A 24,150-nucleotide genomic window follows, 5' to 3' on the forward strand; every position below is an offset into this window, starting at 1 on the left:
TGTTCCCCCAATATCCCCAATCACCCCAATGTCCCCAATTGGTCCTATTATTCTGGCCACTTGGCCGATATAAGCATTGGTTCGGTGACCAATTTTTGCTTACTCAGTTCTTGCCAGATTGCTTCGGTCACAAACGGCATAAACGGATGAATTAGTTTTAATGACGTGGTTAGCGTGGTCAATAACGCGAATTTGGTCTCGTCGGCGTATTTTTCATCTGCCATTAGCAGTTTTGATTCCTCAAGATAGACATCGCAAAACTGATGCCAGAAAAAGTCGTGTATGACATCGGTGGCTAGCGCGTATTGGTGTTGGTTGAATGATTTGGTCACTAACTTAACCGTTTTATCTAATCGGTGCAGAATTTCTTTATTTTGTGATTGTTTAACATCGCACGATTTAACTGTTGGGGTAGATTGCATCACAAATCTAGCGGCATTCCAAATCTTGTTGGCAAAGTTTCGTCCACCCACCACTCGGTCTTCGGTCATATTAAAACTTTGGCCGGCTGATGTCCCGTGAATTACCGCCCAGCGCAACGCATCGGTGCCGTATTTATCCATCAACACCAGCGGATCAACCACGTTGCCTTTGGATTTGCTCATTTTCTTGCCTTTGGCGTCTAGCACTAGCCCGTGCAGGTAGATGTGCTTGAACGGAATTTTGCCGGTAACATAAAGCGACATCATAATCATGCGCGCTACCCAGAAAAACAAAATGTCGCCACCGGTTTCCATTACGCTGGTGGGGAAAAAGCGCGCGGCTTGATCGCCTTTGGGATAATGCAGCGCGGCAAACGGCAGCTGCGTAGACGAAAACCAGGTGTCAAAGGTGTCAGTGTCTTTTACCCACCCGTCTCCCGGCGAATCGATCTGAATTTTGGGCTCTTCGCCATCCTTAAACCACGCCGGAATCGGAATGCCCCACACAATTTGCCTAGAGATATTCCAGTCGGTAATATGCTCAAGCCAGCGCGTTAGTTGCGTTTTGGTCTCTTTGGGGGTGATGGTGATTTCGTTTTTGCGTAAAGCCTCGATAGCGCGGCGAGCCAAATGGTCGGTTTTAACCCACCACTGTTCTTTGGGCAAGATTTCGATTGGAGTTTTGCATTTGTAGCAAACACCAACGCGGTGCACGATTGTTTCTTCTTTTTCGATCAATCCGAGCTTTTTCAGTTCGTCGATAATTAGCGTGCGGGCTTCGTTTGTTTTCTTGCCGATCAAGTTTTGTGGAATATCTCCACACATTTTGCCGCGAAAATCGATTACTTCAATTGAGTCTAGCCCGTGTGTTGCTCCGATTTCAGCGTCGATGTGGCTGTGGGCGGGGGTAACTTTAACGTTGCCCGAGCCAAAGTCTTTGACTACGCTTTTATCAATCACAATTGGAATTTGTCGCTGAACTAGCGGCAGCTCGACCATTTGGCCGGCGTGTTTGGCTAGTGGGCTGGTTGGCGCTACCGCTACCGCTACATCACCCAACATGGTCTCTGGTCTGGTAGTGGCTACCACCACGTGGCCAAGTTTTTTATCGACAAACGGGTATTTGATGTAGGTTAGGGTGCCCGGGCGCTCTTCGTACTCTACCTCTAGGTCGGAAAAACTGGTGCCGTGTTTGGTGCAGTAGTTAACCAATCGTTTGGCGCGGTAGAGTAGGTTATCGTGATGCATTTTTTGAAAAGTGGAATAGGCGGTGTCAACGATATTTTGATCAAGCGTAAAGTAAAGTTTGTTCCAATCACAAGATGCCCCCAGCTGTTTGATTTGCGAAATGATCGTTTGCTGTTGTTCTTTAACGTAGTGATGTATTTGGCCGCGTAGCTCATCGCCGGTAAAATCAAACCGACTTTTATCTTCTTTCTGCAATTTGCGTTCATAAACCACTTGGGTTTCGAAGCCAGCATGGTCTGTGCCCGGAACCCATTCAACGCTCATTGAGTTCATGCGGGCGTAACGCACCATCACGTCTTCGATGGTTACCATTAAAGCATGGCCAACGTGCAGGCTTTCGTTAGCGTTTGGCGGTGGCATTAATATCGAAAATGACTCGCCATCTTTGGCGGGTGCAAAACTGTTTTTAGCCAACCACAAATCGTAAGTGTCTGATTCGTGATTTGCGGCGATGTATGATTTTGGGATTTCGCTCATTTATTTCTTTCAACATCTACATTATACCAGTTAAAGCGTGTTTCAGCGAGTGATAGGCGATACGCCGCCGCGCCAATCATGGCGGCATTGTCGGTGCAAAATTGCATTTCGGGCATAACCAGCTCAAGGTTGATCTCGTTTGCTTTTTGCTGATGCCTGTTTCTGAGCTCGGAATTGGCAGCCACACCGCCACACAGGGCAATCCGTTTGGCTTGGTATTTGGACGCAGCAAAAATAGTCTTGGTTACTAAACTGTCAACCACGCTATCTTGAAAACTAGCGGCCAGGTTTGATTGCTCTTTTCCCAAATCGACTCCGGATTTTTCGAGCTTTTTCATTAGGTCGGCCAATGCTGTTTTCAAACCAGAGAAAGAGAAGTCGAGCTCAGATTTTTGCGATAGCCCACGCGGTAGGCGATATTTGGTATAGTCGCCTTTAGTGGCGGCAATGCTTATCGATGGGCCGCCCGGATAGGGTAGGTTTAGCAACGCAGCTGCTTTATCAAAGGCTTCGCCGGCAGCATCATCACGCGTTTGCGAAATCATTTTAATCTCTTCAGCGGATGTTAAATACAATGCGGTGTGTCCACCAGAAACAACCAGAGATACGGTTGGGTATAGGATTTCGGTGTTTTTACTCAAATAAGGGCTAAAGATGTGGCCAAAAAGGTGATTAACCGGAATAAGCGGCTTATTTAGGGCAAAAGCGAGGGCTTTGGCGCTGTTGACGCCAACTAAAAGTGATCCGATCAAGCCGGGGTGAGTGGTAACGGCAATAGCGTCGACGTGCTGTTTGATTAAGTCTCGAACATCGCCATCACCAAACGCTTCCAAAATTGCCTGCTCAATCACAGGTAAAATTTGCTCAACGTGGGCGCGGGCTGCAACTTCGGGCACGACCCCGCCAAATCGTGCGTGCAGTGGAATTTGGCTGGATACCACACTAGACAGCACCTCGGTGCCGTTTCTGATCACCGCAGCCGCCGTCTCGTCACAGCTAGATTCTATGGCTAAAATAGTACGAATTTTATCTGACATAACACTTTTATATCACATTTTGCGCGCTTGAGCAAAGTTTATGCATTGACAGTAATGAATAATAGTGGTAATATGCAGTTGCTCGTCAGTTTCAGCAACAGGGCTGAATGACAACCGTGTCGTGGCGGCCACGTTAAACACCCGCCCCCTTCCGTTTTCACGGAGGCAAAGGGAGACGCAGATGAAAGAGTACCCCGTCGGGTTGCATCACCTGCTGACGAATGATCCGCGACGAGAACGTGTAGTCCAGTACGATGGGAAGATCCTGGCGATGTGTCTGATTCTGCGCGCAGATAAGCGAGCGCAGGGGTTTGTCCCCGACATCAGTGGCGACGTCTACCCTCCTGAGTATGAGCCCACTTGCCCAGGTGAGAACATCCCGCATTGGCTAGCATGTGCCTTTCGACGTGTTGCTCAGCATTTTGACACATTGGTGTCATACAGAACGGGGACTGTCGATCCGTATTTCGGTGACAACGAAATGACGCGGTGGGTCGAGATTTGCGTCACTGGGTTTGACCAGATCGCGTCTCCGAGTCGAGTTGTTGCCACGATCGCACAGCTTTTCGCCGGCGAGGAGCGACGACTACGCTGAAACATGACGCCTACGCCCCCGTGCCGATTTATGGCCCGGGGGCGAACTTTTTATAATCGGGCGGACATCCCCCTTCGCTCTCCAAGCTACGGAGGACAAGTATGAGTCCGCCCCTACTACCACTTTCTTGGTAATTTGTTTAGACTTAAGATATGCAAACAAGTTATATGCAAACAAAGTGGTGGGGGGATTTTAAGGCTGCCAACGGCTGGCAAGCGCATCATGCTTTAGATTTATCTGTGCTCGAAAACGCGCCACGCTTAAATAAATCTTTCTTATATATACCCGAAATCTCGATTAGTGATGACCATCTGCCCGCAATGGCAGCTAAGGCATCAAGCGCTCTAAATCATTTTAAAAAATCAAACACCGTATTCGGCCGTGCTGAATTTTTGGTGCCGTACTCCGATGAAGCTGCTGCAGTTTTGCGTCAGGGCGGATTTATTAAAGCCAAGGACGAGGTGCAGCCGGAACATCGCCAAGAAATCGACATTACGCCGTTGGTGCAGGATATTTTGGCACAGATGAAGCCAAAAGGGCGATACAACATTGGGGTGGCTCAGAAGCACGGTGTTGAGGTCGTCGCCACTAATCAGCCCGATGATATCGTCGCGTTTATTAAACTAAACGAACAGACCACTAAGCGCAAAAAGATCAGTGGTCGCGGCGGAAAATATTTACGCGATCTAATCCAGCTGTTAGAAACGAACGGTGCCGGTGGGCTGTGGGTAGCAAAATATCAGGGTGATGTGCTTGCTGGCGCTATCGTCGCGCTGTGGCAAGGAAAGGCAAGTTATCTGTATGGCGCCTCATCAGACCAAAATCGAAACGTGATGGCACCCTATCTGTTGCACTTTACTATCATCTCAGACGCCAAAAAGTTTGGGTGCTCGGTATATGATATGATCGGCGTCGCGCCGGAAAATGCATCACCAAAACACCCGTGGCACGGTATATCGCGGTTTAAGCGCGAGTTTGGCGGCCAGACGGTGCACTATTTGGGTAGTTTTGATAAGGTTTATAACCCGGTTTGGTATAAGTTGTACCAGCTTGGGAGAAAAAAATGAAAAATACGATTAAAAAAATAATTGGTCGAGGACCTCTCAAAGCGTATCACTCTGTTCGCTCTGAGATAGTTTCACGTCAGTTCGGTCGGCCAGCAAAGCAGATGCAGGTAATTGGCATTACTGGCACGAACGGCAAAACCACCACCGCCAATTTAATTTCCTCAATTTTCGAGACGGCCGGTTATCGAGTCGCTTTGTTGACCACTATTCAGTTTAGGATTAACGGCGAAGAGGTGGTTAACGGACAGAAGATGACCGCGCCTTCTCCTCGCATACTAAATCAATTTTTAGCCAAAGCGCGCGATGCAGGGTGCAACTTATTTATCGTTGAGGCAACATCACACGCTCTAGACCAGCATCGATTTGCCGGCATTAAGTTTGATTGTGGGGTGCTAACCAATATCACGCACGATCATTTGGATTATCACGGCACGTTTGATAGATACGTTGCGGCGAAGCGCCAGCTGTTTAACGATTTAAGATTGTCGGTGGTCAATTTAGATGATCCAAATGGTGCGGAGTTTAACGATTTGCCGGCAGATTTGCACATTCCGTATAGTCGTGACGTGACAAAACAACACGCTCTGGCTTTGTCCGAAGTTACAGCACAAGACGGATACTCAACCCTAACATTTAATCTGCCTAATTCAAACAGCCAGTTACAAGTGAACACTAGGCTGGTTGGGCAGTTTAATTGGCAGAATATTATGGCCGCGGTGGCGGTGGCGCTTGGCTTCGGTATTCCTACTCATATTATTCAAAACGGTATTGCTAAAATGACGGCAGTGCCCGGGCGAATGCAGAAAGTAGAGTGTGGTCAGCCATTTACGGTCATTATTGACTACGCTCATACGCCAGACGCGTTAGAGAAAATGTACGATGCATTGAAACCGGTGCAAAATGATGGGGCGATACTATCGGTTTTGGGTGCGTGCGGTGAGCGAGACGTAACAAAACGCCCAATTTTGGGTCAAATTGCCGGGCGAGAGGCGAAATATGTGGTGATTACTAATGAAGATCCGTATTCGGAAGATCCGCAATCAATCATCGATAGCGTAGCTAGTGGAATTGAAAAGGATAATCCGCGACAAAGTGAGGGCGTAACGTACTGGCGTACTTTGGACCGTCGCGCCGCTATTCGCCATGCATTTTCGTTAGCAAAACCAAACGACGTTGTAACCATCACCGGAAAGGGTGCCGAAACCGCAATGGCGGTTAAGGGTGAGTTTGTGCCTTGGTCTGATAAAGAAGTGGTGATTGAAGAATTGGTTCGCGCCGGGTATGGGAACAGGTAAGGGCATAAAGCAAGTTTTCTACACAGTGTTTTTGTAATAACATAAGCTAGAGGGGCAAAAATGAGAAGTATGGTTGAACATTTAGTACACGCCGGACTAACGTCTTTGCAGGCACGAGTTTATGTTAGTGCGCTTGAGCTTGGTGAGGCTGGTGCAACCGAATTGGCAGCAAAATCGGGTATTAAGCGTGTTACCGTTTACACCGCACTGAACGATTTGCTTGAAATGAACTTAATTACCTCTGACGATTTCGAAGCGGTGCGAGTATATAAACCAACTCCTCTTGAGAATCTGGATCAACATTTTATGATGCGAGCCAAAGAAGCAATTCAATCTTATCGTTTAATTCAAAGCTTGTTACCGGATCTAAAACAGATCACCAAAGCTACGTTTACCGATCCAACTACCACTTTAATCGAAGGGTCGGTGGCCGTTAAGCAGTATATTGAGAGCGTTTTGCCCAAGGAGCTTTTGCATTCTGCTTACATTAACGATCAAGCGCACTACGAATTGGTCAAGCCTCTGGCTAAAAAGGCCATCGATTCCGAGTTTCGTCCCAAGGTAATTGTGCCTAACTCGGTTAATGCCGATTTAATTGTTTATTTGGATCATCGTGTAGTACCGAATAAAAAAGTCCAATTTCCGGCCACTACTTTGATTTTTCAACATCGCGTGGGCACTTTCCTAAGCGAAAATGGGATGATTCAGCTTTATTTGCAAAACGATGACCGCATTGCCGCTCAATACCAAGCTATTTTCGATCTTGAATGGCGGATTCTCTCCGGGGAACATTTAATTCTGCCTACGGCAGAATAGAATTTGAATTGCGTCACGACCTGTCATTTCGACTCCCCGATGTTCAAATCGGGGGTGGAGAAATCTCAAGAAAAAACTGGAAGGGACTCTTTCTCAGATTTCTCCCTCCGGGCGTAGTCTACGGGCGGAGCCAACGTAGTCGCTCGAGCCAGCTTCTAGGGTCGAAATGACAGCTCTACGTGGTGCTCTTTGACTTTTGGTGATCAACTTAGTTTAATGGTGGTATGCAAACACCAAAACCGACTTTACTTCTAATTGATGGTAATGCCCTGATTCATCGTGCCTATCACGCGATACCATTAGGCATGAAAACGGCCAGTGGTGAGCTGACAAACGCCATTTATGGGTTTACTAGCTCGTTAATTACCGCCATCGCCACCGCCAAACCGTCATACGTGGTGGCGTGTTTTGATGTTAAAGGAGACACTTTTCGCCACAAGCAGTATCCGCAATATAAAGCTCAGCGCAAGCCGATGGAGCAGGAGTTGGTTGACCAAATTCCGCGTATTCACCAAATCGTCGAATCAATGCAAATTCCAATATTGACCCAAGTAGGCGTAGAAGCAGATGACCTAATCGGCACCATCGCCAAGCAACACGCAAATGGAACTCACGTTTACATCCTCACCGGCGATAAAGACACGCTGCAGCTACTTGACGACCATATTTCGGTCATCACGCTTGGCTCCGGCATCAATAAGTCCGAAATCATCACTCCCAAAGAACTTGAACACAAAATGGGGTTAACTCCGGCCGAAATAATCGTTTACAAAGCGTTGCGCGGAGATCCGTCTGATAATATTCCCGGCGTGGCCGGCATTGGTGATGTAACAGCGACCAAGCTGGTTACGCATTATCATACCCTGGACAAGATTTACGCCGCGCTGGACGACGAAAATCAGCCGTTGTTGCAGGGTAAAGTGAAGCAGAATTTAATTGATCAAAAAGAGACAGCGTATTTGTCTGAGGTGCTGGCGACGATTGATACTAATATTAAGATTGATTTTGATTTGGACAAAGCCAAATGGGACGGCCGCGTAACGCCAGAGACCGAGAAAATATTTAGCGATTTGCAGTTTCACAGTTTAATGACGCGATTGCGCGGGTTGCGAAGTGGTCATCTCGACACCGCGAGTGAATCGAACGGCGAGCGACCCCGTCTGGCTCAGATAAAAACGGAATCTCTCACTGCGTTCGAGACGGCAGGTGATAGTGTCGCATTGGTCTTAACCTATGAAGGAGATTCACCGCGACGCGGTCAAATTACCGGAGTCGCAATCGCCACCAGCGCAGATCAAGCATATATTTTAAAATGGGACGATAAATCAAAGTCGATATTAAATAAAATACTGGCATCGGGCGTCGAAATAATTTCTCCAAATATCAAAAATGTCATTTTCTTACTCGAAAACGCCGAGTCGTCACTCAAGCAGCCGTATTTTGACGTAAATCTTGCCATCAACCTAACACAAGACGAGGCTAGAATCGATAATGTGAAAACGTTAGAAGACGCCGCTCAAATTGCATGTCAATGTTTTGCTCTAAGAAAAAATTTGGGTGAAAAAATTGACGAATCTAAAATGACCAAGCTTTGGCAAGAAGTTGAGCTGCCGCTAATTCCGGTTATCGCTAAAATTGAAAACAACGGCATATTAGTAGAGCCGCACAAGCTAAACGATTTATCAACTGAATTCACAGCGCAAATTGCCAAAGTGGAGAAAGAGATATGGCACCTGGCCGGCCAAGAGTTTAACATCGCCTCGCCTAGTCAATTAAGCGATATTCTGTTCAACAAGCTCCAAATTAGCGCTAAGGATGTTAAAAAAAACAAAACGGCGTATTCAACCGATGCCGAGACGCTAGAGGTACTCCGGTCGGCGCATCCTGTGGTGGATTTGGTGTTGCGATATCGTGAATTAGCCAAGCTTAAAAACACCTATTTAGACGCGTTGCCGGCGTTAATTGACCCTAAAGACGGGCGAATTCACACCACCTACAATCAGCTCGGTGCGGCAACCGGCCGATTTTCGTCAACTGATCCGAATTTACAGAACATCCCAATTCGATCCGAGTACGGTGATCAAATTCGTCAAGCTTTTGTGGCGGCGCCCAAAACAAAATTAGTTTCGGCCGATTACTCGCAAATTGAGCTGCGCGTTTTGGCGCATTTGTCTGGCGATCAGAATATGATTTCCGATTTTAATTCCGGTTTGGATATTCACACCGCTACGGCAGCCAAGATTCATCAAATTGACCCAAAGTTGGTTACTAGTGAGTTACGACGGGCAGCTAAAACAATCAATTTTGGTATATTATATGGGTTGTCTGCGCATCGCTTGTCCGGCCAACTTAGTATTAGCCATGCTGAAGCAAAACAGTTTATCGATCGATATTTTGCGTCCTACCCCGGTATCAAACAGTTTTTGGAAAAAGTAATTGAGCAGTCCAGGCGAGATGGCTATTACACTACTTTATTTGGACGCCGACGCATTTTCCCCGAGATCAATTCGGGCGCATGGGCGGTACGGGCGGGGGCAGAGCGCATGGCGATGAACTTTCCAATGCAGGGCGCGGTGGCTGATATTTTGAAGATGGCGATGATCAAAGCTGGTCACGAATTTGCATTGCACCAAGATCAGATTAAGCCGGTGTTAACGATTCATGACGAGTTAATTTTTGAAGTAGCCGAGGCCGAAGTTGATTTTGTGGCTAAGAATTTGCCTCAAATTATGACTAGCGTGTGCAAATTGGATGTTCCGCTGGTAGCAGAGGTTAAAGTGGGTGAAAACTGGGGAAACATGAGCAAATTCGAACAATAGAAACTTCCTGTTTCTGTCATTTCGACCCTGCGAGCATTGTCGAGCTGTTGGAGAAATCTTAATTAAGAATTTGAAATTTGAAGTTTGAAATTTGAAATTTTTAATTCTGGAAGGGATTCTATTCAGATTTCTCCGCCGCGGTCGTGTTGACACACTCCCCGAGTCGAAATGACAGGTGATAGAGGTAAAATTTATGATTAAAAGCAATATTTATTTATTTTACGGTGAGGATAGCGCGGCGATACGGGCTAAATTAAAGCAATGGACCGATAAGCTATCTAAGCAGACAGATTTATTATTAGACAGCATAGACTTAGATGCGTCTGAAGTTACTTTTGATCAAATTCAGAACGCCGTATCACTAGTGCCGTTGTTTTCCGGGAAAAGATTAGTAGTGGTACGCAACGTTTTTTCAGCGCCCAAAAATGTGGCCGAGAAAATGACGGCGTACTTGCCTAGTGTGCCAGAATCAACAGTGCTGGTATTAGTCGAAGAGGGCAAAATTGATCCAAAAGACGCTTTGCTTAATCAGCTTAAAAACAACTATAAGGTGGATTATTTTGCACCGGTTTCGTTGGCCAGCATTAACAAATCCGCTACGCTGATTATTCAAAAATCTGACATCAAAATTAACTTTGCCGCCAAGAATTTACTATTAAATCGAATTGGATTAGACAGCTTTCGGTTGGCAAACGAGTTGGAAAAATTGCGTTTGTATGCAAATAGCAAAGAAATCACCACAGAAATGGTCGAGACGTTGGTGCCGGAAACGCTCGAATCGCGTATTTTTCAACTATCTGATGCTATTATGGGGAATCAAGTAAAAACTGCGTGTTCGCTTATGCTTAATGAGTTAAGATTTGGTGCTGATCCGTTAAAAATACTAGGGCTATTAATTAGCCTGGTGAGAAAACAACTAATAGTATCTGATAATGCCCCGGGGAAGATGTCTGATGCTCAGATAAGTGTCAAAATGAACATCAAACCGTTCGTGATTCAGAAGATGAAAGCGACTGCGCAAAAGACTGGCCAAGTTAAGCTAATAAACTACTATACGCGGTTGTGTTTGGCAGATATCAACCTAAAACTCGGCCTTGAGGCCGAGCCGGTAATGCTGAATTTATGTAGAATTTGAGAAGACGGTTAGGGGGCTTAGGGTGATTAGGGGTATTGGGGGAAACCGTTTGTTTTCCCAATCACCCAAATGTCCCTAATTCCCCTTATTGGTCTTTTTCTTTTTCGTGGCTGTTTTGGCCTTGGCTGAAACCGCTTTTTTGGTCGGTTTTACGACCGGAGACGTTGCTTTTGAAGCTAATCTTGAGAGTAATCGGCTAGCGGTGCGGCGATGTAGCAATTTGGTTTTTACCGCTTTGTCTAGCGAGCTTTGGGCCTGAGAAATCGCGTCGGTTGCGCTATCCGGGCTAACCAACACTAACTTGCGCGCCTCTTTTAGGGCACGTTTGTAGGTGTTTTTTAGCACGATGTTTTCGCTGGCACGGCGTTTGGCAACAGATACAGCTTTTTTGGCAGATGATGTAATTGGCATATCTCAAAATCCTTTTGATGGTTGGTTTAACTAATATATTAACATATAAAATTGTCTTGTGCAAATATTTTATTAGTAATCGTCCACATTTATGGAAACCCTTCTCCTCACGAGGAGAAGGTGCCCGTAGGGCGGATGAGGAGCTCCTCACCCGGCTTGCAGCCACCCTCTCCTCAGTAAGGAGAGGGGACAAAGGCTATTGCTCTTTTGTCGCTTTTTTGCTATATTAATCTGTCAGCCAATTTGATAAAGGCAATATGGAATTAACTCCAAAACAACAAATCGTCGAGTTAGCAAAAGGGGCAAACAATATCTTAATCGTAACTCATGATCGCCCAGACGGCGATGGTCTTGGTAGTGCGTTGGGGCTTAAGCTGGCTTTAACCAAGCTAAACAAATCGGTAACTATTGCTGCTGCAAACCCAGAGCATCAATTACATCATTTTTTACCCGGTATCACCGAAATTCAATCTCAAATTAGCGCTCACAAAGATCTAATTATCTCTATTGATACCGAGCAGACGCCGGTAAAAAAGGTGATGTATCAAAAATCACCCGATAACCAACTAAATATTATTGTGACGCCGGATCAAAATATTACTATTGATGCATCGCGTTTAACATTTTCGACCGGCCAATACGCGTGGGATCTGATTATTGCGCTTGACTGCGCCGATATTGAGCGAATTGGAGACGTTTATACTCAGAATCCGGATATGTTTTTCGATGTGCCGGTGGTAAATATTGACCATCATCCCGGAAATGACCATTGGGGTCGAGTAAATTTGGTAGATATGACCGCTACATCCACCTCGGAAATACTGGTTTCGGTGATTGAATCTTTGGGTCGCGAACAGAATTTGCTTGATGAAGACACTGCTACCTGTTTGCTGTGCGGCATTATTAGCGATACCAACAGTTTTCAGAACAATAATACTACGCCGAAATCGTTTACGGTGGCAGCACAGTTAATTGCGGCCGGCGCCAGACAGCAAGAAATCATTCATAATCTGTTTCGCACCAAATCTTTGTCAACACTCAAGCTATGGGGAACAATTTTGGCGAATGTGCAAGAAGAAGCTGATTTTGTGTGGTCTTACGCTACCGCAACCGAGATTGCGGATGCCGGCGCTGCTCCAGAGCAAACCAGCGGCATTATTGACGAATTGCTCAAGACTACTACCGGGTCTAGTTTCGCTTTGATGTTATCGGAGCGAGACGGGGGAGTTCATGGCTCGTTGCGCGCGATTAATAAAACGGTTGATGTTTCGGTGATCGCCAATCTTTTTGGGGGTGGTGGACATGCGGCCGCGGCTGCGTTTGATATTCCAAATACCACGCTTGCGGACAGTCAGGCATTAGTAATCGACAAAGTGAAACAGCTTCAAGCAGATCGGTCGGGGAAATAGGGTGTTGCGGGGAAACCTAAAGCAAGAATTTGAAATTTGAAATTTGAAATTTTTAATGGTGGAAGGGATTCTTTCTTAGATTTCTCCACCCTCGAGACAATGCTCGAGGAGTCGAAATGACAGTTTATGAGGCTTGTCTTGACCAAATCAACTATCAGTGATATAACTAAGCAGTAGGATAACAAAAGTAATTAAGGATAAACATGGCAGAGAAGAATCTGATCAAGAAATATCAAACCCACAAAGAAGACACCGGATCAACATCGGTGCAGGTTGCGGTATTGACCGCTAAAATTAAAGAACTAACCGAGCATTTGCGCGAACATCGCAAAGATTTTGATAGCAGAGTCGGTTTGTTAAAAATGGTGGGCAAACGTCGTCGCTTGCTTAATTACATGGCCAAAACCGATTTAGAAGGCTATGAAAAAATCATCGCAGATTTAGGTCTGCGTAAGTAATACTTATCATTTAACAAATTAATGTTTTTGGACAGTTTAGTCTAATTAGTCTTTAGCGAAATGGAGCAAGACCAAAAGTATTTCGTGCTTCATCCGATAAAGTCCAATTAGTACTACTTGTCCTAAAGAAAGGGCACATGGACATAAAAACGATCAAGACCGAGCTCGGCGGCAAAGAGCTTTCTTTTGAGATAGGTAAATTTGCCGGATTAGCCGATGGATCGGTAACAGTTCGATACGGTGACACGGTAGTATTAGCCACGGCAGTAATGGCGCCGGAAGCTAAAGATGGCACCGATTTCTTTCCACTCCAAGTAGAATATGAGGAACGATTGTACGCGGCCGGCAAAATTTCCGGTAGCCGCTTTATTAAACGTGAAGGTCGTCCGTCTGACCAAGCCATTTTAACCTCGCGCTTGATTGATCGCAGCGTACGCCCGATGTTTTCAAAATACGAACGTCGCGATGTTCAAGTAATTGTAACCGTGTTGTCTTTTGATAACGAAAATGACCCAGACGTAGTCTCCATCGTTGCCGCTTCAGCCGCCTTGATGGCATCAACCGTGCCATTCCGCGGACCAATTGGTGCTGTGCGCGTTGGTTTAGTCGATGATAAATTTATTATCAACCCAACTCGCAGCGAGCGAGAAAAAAGCTCGCTTGATTTAGTAGTTTCAGGAACATCCGAGCGAGTGGTGATGATTGAGGCCGGCGCTAATCAAGTACCGGAAGAGACGGTAATTAAAGCAATCGCTTTTGCGCAAGAAAATCTTAAACCAACCTTAGAAATCCAGAAAAAATTAGTCGATATAATCAATCCGGTCAATCAAACCGAAACCGGCCTAGACACCACCATGCACGATAAAGTGGCGGATTACGTTGGCGGACAGCTAGACGAAATTCTAACCATGGCCGACAAAGAACAGCGCGAAACTAGTTTAGCTGCGTTTGAAACTCAAGTGCTGTCTAACTTTGATGGTGATTACAAACAAGTTGATCTAAAAGTGGCGTTTGCCAAAGTGGTAGAAAAGAAGCTGCGCGCTGCCATTTTAGACAAAGGTATCAGACCCGATGGCCGTCATCCTAAAGAAATTCGACCGTTATTTATCGAAGTCGGATTGCTGCCTCGTACGCATGGTAGCGGTTTGTTTACTCGAGGCCAAACCCAAGCTCTAACCATCGCCACCCTAGGAGCGCCAGGCGAAGAGCAAATTATTGAAACGATGGACGAAGAAAGCACCAAGCGCTTTATGCATCACTACAACTTCCCACCTTTCTCAACCGGTGAAGTACGACCGGTGCGTGGTGCGTCTCGTCGCGAAATTGGCCACGGCGCCTTAGCCGAACGCGCGTTATATCCGGTTATCCCAGATCAACAAACATTCCCATACACCATTCGTTTAGTGTCCGAAGTGTTGTCTAGCAACGGCTCGTCATCGATGGCCTCAACCTGCGGCTCCACCTTAGCGTTAATGGACGCGGGCGTGCCAATTTTAGAGCCAGTTTCCGGTATTGCCATGGGCTTGATGACAGACGAAAAAGGGAAATACTGCGTGCTATCCGACTTGCAAGGGTTGGAAGATTTCTCGGGCGATATGGATTTCAAAATCGCCGGCACCAAAAATGGTATCACCGCAATTCAGCTAGACGTTAAAATTGCCGGGCTCACCCCCGAAATTATCCACGACACGGTGATGCAAGCCAAAGAAGGCCGAATGTTTATTTTGGGTGAAATGCTTAAAGTGATCCCAGAAGTGCGCAAAGATTTATCACAATTTGCCCCGCGAATTACCGCTATTAAAATTGATCCGGAAAAAATCGGCATCGTAATTGGTGGCGGCGGTAAAACGATCAACAAAATCGTCACCGAATGTGGCGGCAAAGAGATTACCAGCATCGACATTGATGATGACGGCACCATTATGGTTTCGTCCACCGATCCCGAAATGTCTAAAAAAGCGATCAGCTGGATTGAAGGGCTAACCAAAGAAATTAAAATCGGTGAAAAATACACCGGTGAGGTAACCAATATCGTGAAAGACCGCATGCGCGGTAACGAAATTGGCGCAATTGTGCAAATTACCCCGAATCAAGATGGAATGGTGCATATTTCAGAAGTAGCACCGGAACGTATTGAAAAGGTGTCCGATGTGCTGAAAGTTGGCCAAACCGTTAACGTGGTTGTTACAGATATCGACAAAGAGCGTGGCCGCATTGGGCTCTCTATCAAACGATACGGCGAACAAAACCAGCCCGTTGAACAACGCTTCCACGAATAAATAATTGAATTACGATGAGCGTCGTAGGGGCGGACTTGTAAGTCCGCCCTTTTGGTATCTAAAAAAGAACCGCCCAGCGACTACAAGAGTCGGGGCGGTCGGTCGAGGTAATCCGCGCGGTCACTGTTCGCCGTAACCCCTGTACCACGCTTCCAGCTCGTAAGATCGGTCAGGCGCTTTTCTGCCTGTATGGGGTGTACGACGGGGCGCAAAAACGCTGGACGTCATGCCTGCCAGCAGTTCTTTAAAGGTAATCGCGTGCGCCATGTAGCCACAAGCCCGGAGTCCTTCTATCGAATTGAACTCAACGACTACGCGCACAAGCCCTTCGACTTGGGCGATTGGCGTCTCGGTGAGCTGGCATAGACCAGCGTCCCGAGCGTAGCGAAACGCCAGTATATCCGGCGATTTGCACCCTACTACGGTTTCTTGACGCAGAGGTACGCACATGGCCATCACCCCGAAGCGAGATAGTTTTATAGTACAGTATTATTCAGTTTTGTCAACAGGAGGTTCTTCTACTTTTTTATCATGAAAAGCAGTGTGGATGTCTTTTAAGTGTTGATTTGTTACGTGCGTGTAAATTTGCGTGGTATTCAACGAGGCGTGCCCCAACATCGCTTGAACATCGCGAATGTTGGCGCCATTCATCAACAAATCGGTGGCAAACGAGTGGCGCAAAGTATGCGGAGTGACAGTTTTAACAATGCCAGCCGCTTTGGCATATCCCTGCACAATTCGTTCAATTGATCGGTCAGATAAGCGTAAGCTGCGGTCAAGTTGTTGCTCGGCCTCTGGGATCGGATCTTTTAACCGAATAAACACGGCGTTATCATCGTCGGTGCGGCTAATTAAATACTGGCGCAGATACTCGGTAGCCACCGCCGACAAAAAAACAATCCGTTCTTTGCGTCCCTTGCCAATCACCGCAAATTCGCCGCGTTCCAAATTAACCTGATCTCGATTAAGTGATGCAATTTCGGACACTCGCAATCCGGTCGAGAATAAGGTATGCAGCAATGCCAAGTCACGCGCACCTTTAATCGTTTTGGGGTTAGGCATCTGCAACAATCGCACCAATTCTTCGTGATCCAAAAACTGAATCTGGCGCGAGTCGTTCGCCGGTAAATCAATCTTCTCTGCTGCCATCGCCACCACATTTTTGCGATTTAAATAGCGCAAAAGTGATCGCAGCGCAATTAAATGATAGTTTTGAGTTGATTTTGACAGCGGTTCGTCTTTTTGATTTTTGAGACGATTCAAATACTGGCGAAATCGCAGCACCAAATCATCGGTAATTTGATCAACCGAGGTAACGTTTTGCTCTTCTGCCCAAGCGTTAAATCGGTTTAAATAATGCGAATAGCTCTCGATCGTGTGTAATGATCGATTTTTTTCAAGCTCCAAATGCTGCATAAAAGCATCAGTTGCGTCGGATAATGTCATAAAAAAAGTATAACACAAAGAGACGAATTTTAAATTTTCAATTTTTAATTAGATGCTTAGCATCGAAATCACTCGCGGTACGCTCGAGATTATCAAATGAAAGGTAGCCAATTTTAAATGACTAAATAAGGAGCCGCCTTTTTAAAATTTAATCATTCGGTACTTATTCATTTAAAATTTAGCCTTTAAAATTTAAAATTTTATTGGCTTGTGTTATCCTAAATGTAGGAGGGCCAGAAACTGTAATTTCTGGGTGAAATGCAGGTAAAATTTAATCTCCGGCAATTTGGCGTATCTTGCGCTTTACTTATGATAGTTATAAGCGCTGGTTTGATGTCGGCTAGGCCGGCTTTTGCAGGAACCAGCTTGAATGTACAAGCATCTTTAAGCGCTGATAACACTGTAACCGTAAAATTTGACCAATATGACAACGCTCAAACGTATAACATTTCTAGAGTAAGTGGCACTACCGTTGCTCCAATTAGCTCGGTTATCGGATCTGTTGCATTTAGTGGCGGGGTCACAACTACCTCCCAAACACTATCTGGCGAGCCGGTGGGAGTGTGGGAATATCAAGTGGAAGCGTTTAGTAGCTCAACTGCCAGTGGTACGGCACTTTCCTCGCAAAAGTCATCTGCAATTACTATTTCGGCTGCGGCTGCTTCTGGCGACACAACAACCCCTGTGGATGAGAACACGGTTATACTTAATCCAACTACTATGATGGCGGATTGTGTAGCGGCCAAGAAAACTGTTGACGATGACAAGAGCAAAGCCAGTAGTTCTATCTCTAGGAGAAGTTTATACGATGCCATCAGTGATAACAGCGTTAAGGCAGTTTTCAAATGGACACTCAGCTTAGTTAATATTCTGGTACTAATCTTTCTGCTTGTGGTATCATTCTCCAGTATTTTACGTGTGCAAATAGACACCTATGCGGTCAAAAAAGTGCTGCCCGCGCTAATTATGGGCATCGTTTTGGCCAACTTTAGCTGGCTAATTTGTCGATTCTTAATCGAGGTCTCTACATTAATAACCAACTCACTGTTGGCACAGTATGGTGGCGCTGGCGAGCTGTTTAGAAAAATTGCCGAGAGCTACGGACTAAGAGACACCTTATGCACCACCGCTACCACCGGCAACTTTGCCAGCGGGCTGTTAGGCGTATTTGTTGGCACGGTTTTGGTGGTAGTAGCCGCTATCTTAATGCTAACGCTGTATATGCTACTGGTGGCACGCATCTGGATTATCACCTTGCTAATGATTTTAGCGCCGTTAGCGTTCATCTCGCTCGGCTTCCCGCTAACATCAAGCTATTTCAAAAAATGGTGGACGATGTTCTTTAACTGGGTGTTTATGACGCCGGCCGCATTCCTTATCCTCATATTAGCGGAAAGGGTGTCGATTATTGGCAAAGAAGCAAACTTAACTCGATATATTTTGACCACGGCGTTGTTGTACTTTGCCATTCAAGTGCCGTTTAAGATGGGGGGCGATTGGATGCGCCAGTGGGGTGGCTACGTCTCGCAATTCAAGAAAAAAGCGTATGAAGGAACTGCTAAAGCTGTCGATCATTCAACCAAAGGTACGCGTGAAGATTTAGCTAATCGGGCTAGGTTGATGTATCGCAATAGTGCGGTTGGGCAAGATGTCGGCCGCCGCATTGCCGGTATCCAAATGCGGCGAGACTTGCGCAAAAAAGAGCTGGATAACTTAAAAGCAAGAGATCGCGGAAATGCCCGTGATGCCGCGGTTAAGTCAAGAAAGCTGACTGCCGCTCAAGCGGCTCTACAGGACGCCCAGCAAGTTGGTCCAAAGCGTAAAGAAATTGAAGACAATATGTTGAAGGCTTTCGGTGGAAATACAGCAAAATTAGAACAATTTAAATCTCTTACTGAAGACGAAAAGTCGCGTCGAGTAAACATGGCCCGATCTACCGATACGTCTCTGACAAAGAAGGAGCGGGACAAAGCGGCAAGAGCAGTAGCTAGTTTGAGTACAAAAATTGCCAGCTCGAGATCTAGGTTTTCTGCAGCTGAACTAGCTGACATCGACAAGCAGATGCCAGGGAATCTTGACGCACACAAAGCTGATCAAGACAGAATAAAAGCCGCACAAGACCGTTTAGCGGCAACACAGAACAAAGTGTACGGTCGATCGTACGAAGCTGCTGAGAGCGCTCTAGAGTTAATGAAAGGCGAGGAAGGCTCGAAAAAAACAAACCAAGCCGCCTTTGACGAAACAGAGCTTGGCAGGCAGCATATGAACTGGATGACTGAGTATGCGTTCAAGATGGCCAAAATGGATGCCAGAACTCAGATTGCGAAAGAGCAACAATCAGGCCGATGGCTTAAGGCTTTTGGGGTTGATCCAAATAAACCCACCGCCGAATTAATTCAATTGGCTAAGGAAATCGGGGCAGATCCAAAGGAGCTTGGCAAGGCAATCAGCGACAACTTTACACTGCGATCAGATGCAGCGGCGCTTAAAGATCGCAACGCAAAAACAGACGAAGATAATTTGGTTAAGGTGGCTCGAGAACAACTGACTCTGCATAATACTGTGTATAAGGTTAGAAATTTACGCGATCAAATGACTCAAACGCAAGGTTCGCTAGACGCTGCAATTATTTCTGGTGATAAAATTCAAGAGAAGCTTTTGACTGAGATGCTTAAAGTATTAAAATCACAACATGACGCTGCCGTTGTAGATCACGACTCGACAATTGATAAATTACGTACCGACAGTAACAACAATTTTTCTGCGCTTGCACCGCATCTTCAGCAGGTAATGACTGAGGGCGCTGGTGGGACAATCGCAGGCGCTAAAGAACTTGATAGTGGTACTGTGTTGAGATTGGTTGGTCGTGTAAAGGCGTGGGAAACGGGTAAAGCCGCAAATAGATTAGATGATACTGGAATATTGGCTCTGTCGCAAAAGTTACAAGCCGGTAGCCCCGAGGATGAAATTACGCAGAAGCAGGTTGAGGCGTATCGTGCAGGAAATTTTGCCGCCATAGATGATGATATTTCTAAGCGCGCGGATATAGTTTCAAAAATAAATATTTGGACAGCGGCTGTAAGTAAGACCCTGGGCGGAACTACAAATCCTGATAGCGATATGGTTTCTGAGATGAGCCTTAACCAACTCATAACACCGGAGACAAGGCACTCAGTGGCGCTTCAAATAGCACGTTCTGCAAAAGGCAGAGGATTCTTTAAAGATAATGGAATTGATGTGGAAACTGCATCACCTGATTGGTATACTACCCCAGCTGCAATGAATGTTATGAACAAGGCACTGACCAATAATAAGAGTCGTAGATTAGTAATTGGTGCGCTTAAACAAGTATTTACCACCCAAGGGAAAGGTAACTAATCATGGCTGATGAAAATACCACCACAACTCAAAATCTTGATCCGGATGATTATCTACTGGAGCTAGAAACAGATCCGGAAAGCGACTGCTATAAGCTTATTCAAGATCAAAAATACGATCAAATAATGCCGGTGCTGGCACCGCTACCGTTAAAAGTGCAAATTAGGGTTTGCGAGCTGTTGCGCGAAACGTTTATCGATCAAATGCGCCACCTGATCAACTCTACTCCAGCCGATATCTACCAAAAAATTACCGCTACTATTACTAAGACGAGTGGTGATGATCAGGCAAAACTGGCTCAAATTCGCGACCACTATTTTGTGACAATTAGTATGTTGATGACCTTAAAAGCGCCGAGCACACAAAAACGTTTGGTCAAAATTGCCGCTCAAAAATATAACGCAGACACCTCTTATCGTCAGATTGACATCGAACAACAGTTGGCCGAAACCATGTTGCGCGCGTTGCCAAATATTGCCGAGACAGAAACAGATTACATTCAAAAAATCGCCGAATTTACCGGGGTCGAAATGAGCGATCAGCCGTTTACCGATTTTGTTTCTAAAGCGGTTGATGCGCTTTATTACATCGCTTTGCTAGACGATTTATTGTTGCTGAAAATTGGAACGCAGACCGGTGATGATAAGATCGACTTGACGGTGTTGCAATCACAGGGAGTGATTGAGTTCGTACGTATGGTGATGATGTTGCGTGATCCGTTTTTGCAGGCGTTGTATAGCGAATCTGAGCTGAATACATCAGTTGCTGCGATGCCCGAAATTTCACCCGAGACGGTGAAGCAGACTCCAGCGCCCGAAACTGAAACAACTAATTATGATATCGTGTAATTAGAGGAAATATGCAATACAAAGTGCCGCAAAATATCGATAAAGAGGACGAAATCGTTGGCCCGCTAACGCTGGTTCAATTTAGCTATTTGGCCATCGCCTTTGCCATTGACTTTTTGGCATTCAAATCTTTGCCATTGGCACTAAGTTTGATCATCATTCTGCCTCTTTCGGTATTGGCTTTTGCTTTGGCATTTTTGAAGATTCAAGATCGGCCGATGCTGACATTTTTGATGGCGGTGCTGCATTTTTCTCGTGATGATAAAGCCAGAGTGTGGAGTAAAACATCTGACCGCCCCATTTTGCAGATCGACAAAACGGTAGCGCCGGTGGTAGCTACCGATGCTACACAGCACAAACAGTTCGATTCTGCTAAAGCCGAAGCACTGGCCAATGTCATTGACGCACGCGGTCAAGCCCCAGCACCTGCCACGCCCGAGCCGACTAAGATGCCGTTTACAAATGTAGATCAAAACATCTTGAAAAAGAACGATTAGGGTCATTGGGGTAGTTAGGGCAGTTGAATCCCCCTAACCGTACCTACCGCCTGACAGTCTCTCAAACAATCTTGGCAAAGGGTTTGGCGTTTGTTACGCTACCAAAGTAAAGGATGTGGGCAAGCGTGTTTTCGACTATCGACAGCCAGATTGTGCTGGCATTAAATCATTTAGCCCTCACAAACGACTTGACCAAATTCGTCGTCGTTTTTTGTTCGAACGGTTTAATTGCGATTGTGGTCTCGGTGGCTATTATGTATTTTTTATTTAATTTTCCGCTTTCAGCCGGTCAGCGAGTCCGCCCGATTATCGGATACGCCGCAGTCAGCATTTTGCTGGCGATGGCGGCGGGCTACATCATCGAGACATTTATTGGTCGCGCCCGCCCATTTGCGTTGCTAAGTGATATTTCGGTTATTGGATCAATCCCCAAAAACACCTCTATGCCCAGTTTGCATACGTTGGCTGCATTTGCCTTTGCCGGTGCGTTTATTTTTTGGCGACCAAAGGTAAATCATGCATGGTGGTTAATTGCCGCCGCCACTTTGGTGGGATTATCGCGTATTGCGGCCGGTTTGCATTACCCAACCGACGTGTTAGTTGGAGCGGCCATTGGCATCACCTGCGCTTATCTGGTAGTATACGAAGGATCCCCGGTGTTTAGATGGCTTTCTAGAGGACAGCAAAGATAATTTGAAATTCGAAATTTGAAATTTTTAAACATTTGGGAATTTTTTATTTTAAATTCGGATCTTGTTCATTTCAAATTGTAAATTTTATATTTCAAATTCTGGAGGTACCGTGTCTTATTTACAAGCAATCGTTTTAGGATTAGTACAAGGATTAGGTGAGTTTTTGCCTATTTCCAGCTCGGCTCACCTGGTATTGGTCCCGTATATTTTTGGCTGGACCGCACACACGGATATTTTTGATGTAGCTTTGCACTTGGGCACGCTTTTAGCGGTGGTGATCTTTTTTGCCAAAGACATTTGGCGTTTGCTTAAAGCCGGTTTAACTCAGGGCATCAAAACTGTTGATGGCAAGCTATTCTGGCTGATTATGGTGGCTACCGTGCCAGCCGGATTGATTGGCTATCAATTTGAAGGCTTTGTTGACGATAAGTTGCGTACCGCTTACTTGGCCATTGCACTGGCGATGGCAATTATGGGTGTTGTACTATGGCTTGTCGATAAATATGCATCCAAAAAACTGGATGAAAATAAACTAACGTGGGGACAATCAATTTTAATTGGTGTTTCGCAGGCGCTTGCGTTGTTACCAGGTGTGTCTCGATCTGGTGCCACTATGACCACCGGTTTATTGTTTGGTCTAACCCGAGAATCGGCTGCCCGTTTTTCATTTTTGATGTCGGTGCCCATTATTGCCGGCGCCGGATTACTTAAATTAACTAAATTGCATGCATCAGACGTTGATGGGCAATTTATCGTTGGAGTGGTTGTGGCGGCAGTAGTTGGCTATCTAAGCATTCGCTGGTTATTAAATTATTTGAACAAAGGTCGTTTTGATATTTTTGCTTGGTATCGGTTTGGCTTTGCCGCACTTGTGATCATCCTTCTTGTCGTCAGACGGTAACCAAGGGTATAATTTCAAATTTTTAATTTTTAATTAGATGTTTAGCATCGAAATCACTCGCGGAACGCTCGAGATTATCAAATGAAAAGTTGCCAATTTCTAAATGACTAAATAAAGAACCATTTAAAATTTAATCATTCGGTACTTATTCATTTAAAATTTAGCCTTTAAAATTTAAAATTCAAATCGGGGTCAAAATGATAAACGTTTTAGTCAATTTTGTTACCAATGTCATTGGGCAAGTAGGATACGCCGGGGTTTTTGGCTTAATGCTATTGGAGTCGGCGAACATTCCTATTCCGTCCGAGGCCATCATGCCGTTTGCGGGCTTTCTGGTGGCCCGTGGAGACCTTAACATCTGGTGGGTGGTACTAATTGGCACCTTGGGTAATCTGGTGGGTTCTATGCTGTCCTACTGGGTTGGCGCTACCGGCGGGCGCACTCTAATTGATAAGTACGGCAAATACGTACGGCTTAACCATCATCACCTTGACCTGACCGAAAAATGGTTTGCCAAATATGGCGAATCGTCGGTCTTTTTTGGCCGCTGGATGCCGGTGGTTCGCACTTTTGTTTCTTTACCCGCTGGTTTAGCTAAAATGAACTTTACCAAATTCTCAATTTATACCTTCCTTGGTGCGCTGCCGTTCTGCTATCTGTTAACTTGGATAGGGTATAAATTGGGGCAAAACTGGGAACAAATTCGTCCATACTTCCACTATTTGGATTTGCTGGTGCTTTTTGTAGTGATAATTTGGCTGCTAAATCTTTTGCTTAAAAAACGTACTAAACCTGTTGCCAATTAGTCTGATTGGATAAATTGGATTTTTTGGTGTGTGGAATTTTTTTGTCATATAGATTCCGGGTCGAGCCCGGAATGACAAACTCCAAAAACCAGTTGACGTGCTCTTATTTATATG

18 protein-coding genes are annotated in these 24,150 nt (G+C 45.6%); 14 read left to right on the forward strand and 4 right to left on the reverse strand.

The window, feature by feature from the left end; all coding sequences use genetic code 11:
* Window positions 1-47: 47 nt before the first annotated feature.
* Together WC773_03675 and tsaD are read right to left on the reverse strand one after the other, a co-directional pair.
* Window positions 48-2,147, reverse strand: coding sequence for a valine--tRNA ligase (locus WC773_03675; protein MFA6082482.1), 2,100 nt, complete (start codon window positions 2,145-2,147; stop codon window positions 48-50).
* A complete protein-coding gene (tsaD, locus tag WC773_03680; protein MFA6082483.1) occupies window positions 2,144-3,184 on the reverse strand; it encodes a tRNA (adenosine(37)-N6)-threonylcarbamoyltransferase complex transferase subunit TsaD in 1,041 nt (346 codons plus the stop codon). Before tsaD ends, WC773_03675 begins: the two co-directional genes overlap by 4 nt.
* Before the next feature lie 747 nt (window positions 3,185-3,931).
* Here tsaD and WC773_03685 point away from each other — a divergent pair.
* From WC773_03685 to holA, 5 genes are all read left to right on the forward strand, one after another.
* Entirely contained in the window at window positions 3,932-4,846 is a 915-nt protein-coding gene (locus WC773_03685; protein MFA6082484.1) for a peptidoglycan bridge formation glycyltransferase FemA/FemB family protein, read from the forward strand.
* Window positions 4,843-6,141, forward strand: a complete 1,299-nt coding sequence (locus tag WC773_03690) for a UDP-N-acetylmuramoyl-L-alanyl-D-glutamate--2,6-diaminopimelate ligase (protein MFA6082485.1) — start codon at window positions 4,843-4,845, stop codon at window positions 6,139-6,141. Before WC773_03685 ends, WC773_03690 begins: the two co-directional genes overlap by 4 nt.
* Window positions 6,142-6,201: 60 nt before the next feature.
* Window positions 6,202-6,957 (forward strand): helix-turn-helix domain-containing protein, encoded by a 756-nt coding sequence (locus WC773_03695; GenBank protein MFA6082486.1) that lies wholly within the window; start codon window positions 6,202-6,204, stop codon window positions 6,955-6,957.
* Window positions 6,958-7,181: 224 nt separating this feature from the next.
* Window positions 7,182-9,776 carry a DNA polymerase I gene (locus tag WC773_03700; protein MFA6082487.1) on the forward strand — a complete coding sequence of 865 codons (2,595 nt, stop codon included), beginning with the start codon at window positions 7,182-7,184 and terminating at the stop codon, window positions 9,774-9,776.
* Between the two features lie 193 nt (window positions 9,777-9,969).
* Complete coding sequence (holA, locus tag WC773_03705) at window positions 9,970-10,911, forward strand: DNA polymerase III subunit delta (GenBank protein ID MFA6082488.1); 942 nt, start codon at window positions 9,970-9,972, stop codon at window positions 10,909-10,911.
* Window positions 10,912-10,986: 75 nt separating this feature from the next.
* Here the strand turns inward: holA and rpsT are convergent, their stop codons facing one another.
* Complete coding sequence (gene rpsT, locus WC773_03710) at window positions 10,987-11,322, reverse strand: 30S ribosomal protein S20 (protein ID MFA6082489.1); 336 nt, start codon at window positions 11,320-11,322, stop codon at window positions 10,987-10,989.
* Between the two features lie 257 nt (window positions 11,323-11,579).
* Between rpsT and WC773_03715 the strand changes: the two genes are divergently transcribed.
* The 3 genes from WC773_03715 to WC773_03725 all read left to right on the forward strand — a co-directional run bounded on the left by WC773_03715 (window position 11,580) and on the right by WC773_03725 (window position 15,468).
* On the forward strand, window positions 11,580-12,731 hold the full coding sequence (locus tag WC773_03715; protein MFA6082490.1) for a DHH family phosphoesterase: 1,152 nt from the start codon (window positions 11,580-11,582) through the stop codon (window positions 12,729-12,731).
* A gap of 203 nt (window positions 12,732-12,934) precedes the next feature.
* Window positions 12,935-13,189 (forward strand): 30S ribosomal protein S15, encoded by a 255-nt coding sequence (gene rpsO, locus WC773_03720; GenBank protein MFA6082491.1) that lies wholly within the window; start codon window positions 12,935-12,937, stop codon window positions 13,187-13,189.
* Window positions 13,190-13,326: 137 nt separating this feature from the next.
* Window positions 13,327-15,468 (forward strand): polyribonucleotide nucleotidyltransferase, encoded by a 2,142-nt coding sequence (locus tag WC773_03725; GenBank protein MFA6082492.1) that lies wholly within the window; start codon window positions 13,327-13,329, stop codon window positions 15,466-15,468.
* Window positions 15,469-15,957: 489 nt separating this feature from the next.
* On the opposite strand, the gene WC773_03730 is transcribed toward WC773_03725, so the two are convergent.
* A complete protein-coding gene (locus tag WC773_03730) occupies window positions 15,958-16,914 on the reverse strand; it encodes a tyrosine-type recombinase/integrase (protein ID MFA6082493.1) in 957 nt (318 codons plus the stop codon).
* Between the two features lie 258 nt (window positions 16,915-17,172).
* Here WC773_03730 and WC773_03735 point away from each other — a divergent pair, with 258 nt between their 5' ends.
* The 6 genes from WC773_03735 (at window position 17,173) to WC773_03760 (ending at window position 24,036) form a co-directional block, all read left to right on the forward strand.
* Window positions 17,173-20,292, forward strand: coding sequence for a hypothetical protein (locus WC773_03735; GenBank protein ID MFA6082494.1), 3,120 nt, complete (start codon window positions 17,173-17,175; stop codon window positions 20,290-20,292).
* A 2-nt stretch (window positions 20,293-20,294) separates the two neighbouring features.
* A complete protein-coding gene (locus WC773_03740) occupies window positions 20,295-21,140 on the forward strand; it encodes a hypothetical protein (protein ID MFA6082495.1) in 846 nt (281 codons plus the stop codon).
* An 11-nt stretch (window positions 21,141-21,151) separates the two neighbouring features.
* On the forward strand, window positions 21,152-21,637 hold the full coding sequence (locus tag WC773_03745; protein MFA6082496.1) for a PrgI family protein: 486 nt from the start codon (window positions 21,152-21,154) through the stop codon (window positions 21,635-21,637).
* 125 nt (window positions 21,638-21,762) lie between these two features.
* Window positions 21,763-22,329 carry a phosphatase PAP2 family protein gene (locus WC773_03750; protein ID MFA6082497.1) on the forward strand — a complete coding sequence of 189 codons (567 nt, stop codon included), beginning with the start codon at window positions 21,763-21,765 and terminating at the stop codon, window positions 22,327-22,329.
* Window positions 22,330-22,438: 109 nt separating this feature from the next.
* Entirely contained in the window at window positions 22,439-23,230 is a 792-nt protein-coding gene (gene uppP, locus WC773_03755) for an undecaprenyl-diphosphatase UppP (protein ID MFA6082498.1), read from the forward strand.
* A gap of 197 nt (window positions 23,231-23,427) precedes the next feature.
* A complete protein-coding gene (locus tag WC773_03760) occupies window positions 23,428-24,036 on the forward strand; it encodes a DedA family protein (GenBank protein ID MFA6082499.1) in 609 nt (202 codons plus the stop codon).
* Window positions 24,037-24,150: the final 114 nt, after the last annotated feature.

This window comes from Patescibacteria group bacterium, assembly GCA_041660565.1.
Taxonomy (GTDB): domain Bacteria; phylum Patescibacteriota; class UBA1384; order CAJBMM01; family CAJBMM01; genus JBAZWC01.

What these genes read in the sequence shown, in the direction of transcription:
- WC773_03730 (MFA6082493.1), bottom strand. Translation starts at nt 16,914, where the DNA reads ATGACATTATCCGACGCAACTGATGCTTTTATGCAGCATTTGGAGCTT.
- WC773_03700 (MFA6082487.1), top strand. Translation starts at nt 7,182, where the DNA reads ATGCAAACACCAAAACCGACTTTACTTCTAATTGATGGTAATGCCCTG.
- WC773_03740 (MFA6082495.1), top strand. Translation starts at nt 20,295, where the DNA reads ATGGCTGATGAAAATACCACCACAACTCAAAATCTTGATCCGGATGAT.
- WC773_03725 (MFA6082492.1), top strand. Translation starts at nt 13,327, where the DNA reads ATGGACATAAAAACGATCAAGACCGAGCTCGGCGGCAAAGAGCTTTCT.
- WC773_03760 (MFA6082499.1), top strand. Translation starts at nt 23,428, where the DNA reads ATGATAAACGTTTTAGTCAATTTTGTTACCAATGTCATTGGGCAAGTA.
- WC773_03745 (MFA6082496.1), top strand. Translation starts at nt 21,152, where the DNA reads ATGCAATACAAAGTGCCGCAAAATATCGATAAAGAGGACGAAATCGTT.
- tsaD (MFA6082483.1), bottom strand. Translation starts at nt 3,184, where the DNA reads ATGTCAGATAAAATTCGTACTATTTTAGCCATAGAATCTAGCTGTGAC.
- rpsO (MFA6082491.1), top strand. Translation starts at nt 12,935, where the DNA reads ATGGCAGAGAAGAATCTGATCAAGAAATATCAAACCCACAAAGAAGAC.
- WC773_03735 (MFA6082494.1), top strand. Translation starts at nt 17,173, where the DNA reads ATGCAGGTAAAATTTAATCTCCGGCAATTTGGCGTATCTTGCGCTTTA.
- WC773_03685 (MFA6082484.1), top strand. Translation starts at nt 3,932, where the DNA reads ATGCAAACAAGTTATATGCAAACAAAGTGGTGGGGGGATTTTAAGGCT.
- holA (MFA6082488.1), top strand. Translation starts at nt 9,970, where the DNA reads ATGATTAAAAGCAATATTTATTTATTTTACGGTGAGGATAGCGCGGCG.
- WC773_03690 (MFA6082485.1), top strand. Translation starts at nt 4,843, where the DNA reads ATGAAAAATACGATTAAAAAAATAATTGGTCGAGGACCTCTCAAAGCG.
- rpsT (MFA6082489.1), bottom strand. Translation starts at nt 11,322, where the DNA reads ATGCCAATTACATCATCTGCCAAAAAAGCTGTATCTGTTGCCAAACGC.
- WC773_03695 (MFA6082486.1), top strand. Translation starts at nt 6,202, where the DNA reads ATGAGAAGTATGGTTGAACATTTAGTACACGCCGGACTAACGTCTTTG.
- WC773_03675 (MFA6082482.1), bottom strand. Translation starts at nt 2,147, where the DNA reads ATGAGCGAAATCCCAAAATCATACATCGCCGCAAATCACGAATCAGAC.
- WC773_03715 (MFA6082490.1), top strand. Translation starts at nt 11,580, where the DNA reads ATGGAATTAACTCCAAAACAACAAATCGTCGAGTTAGCAAAAGGGGCA.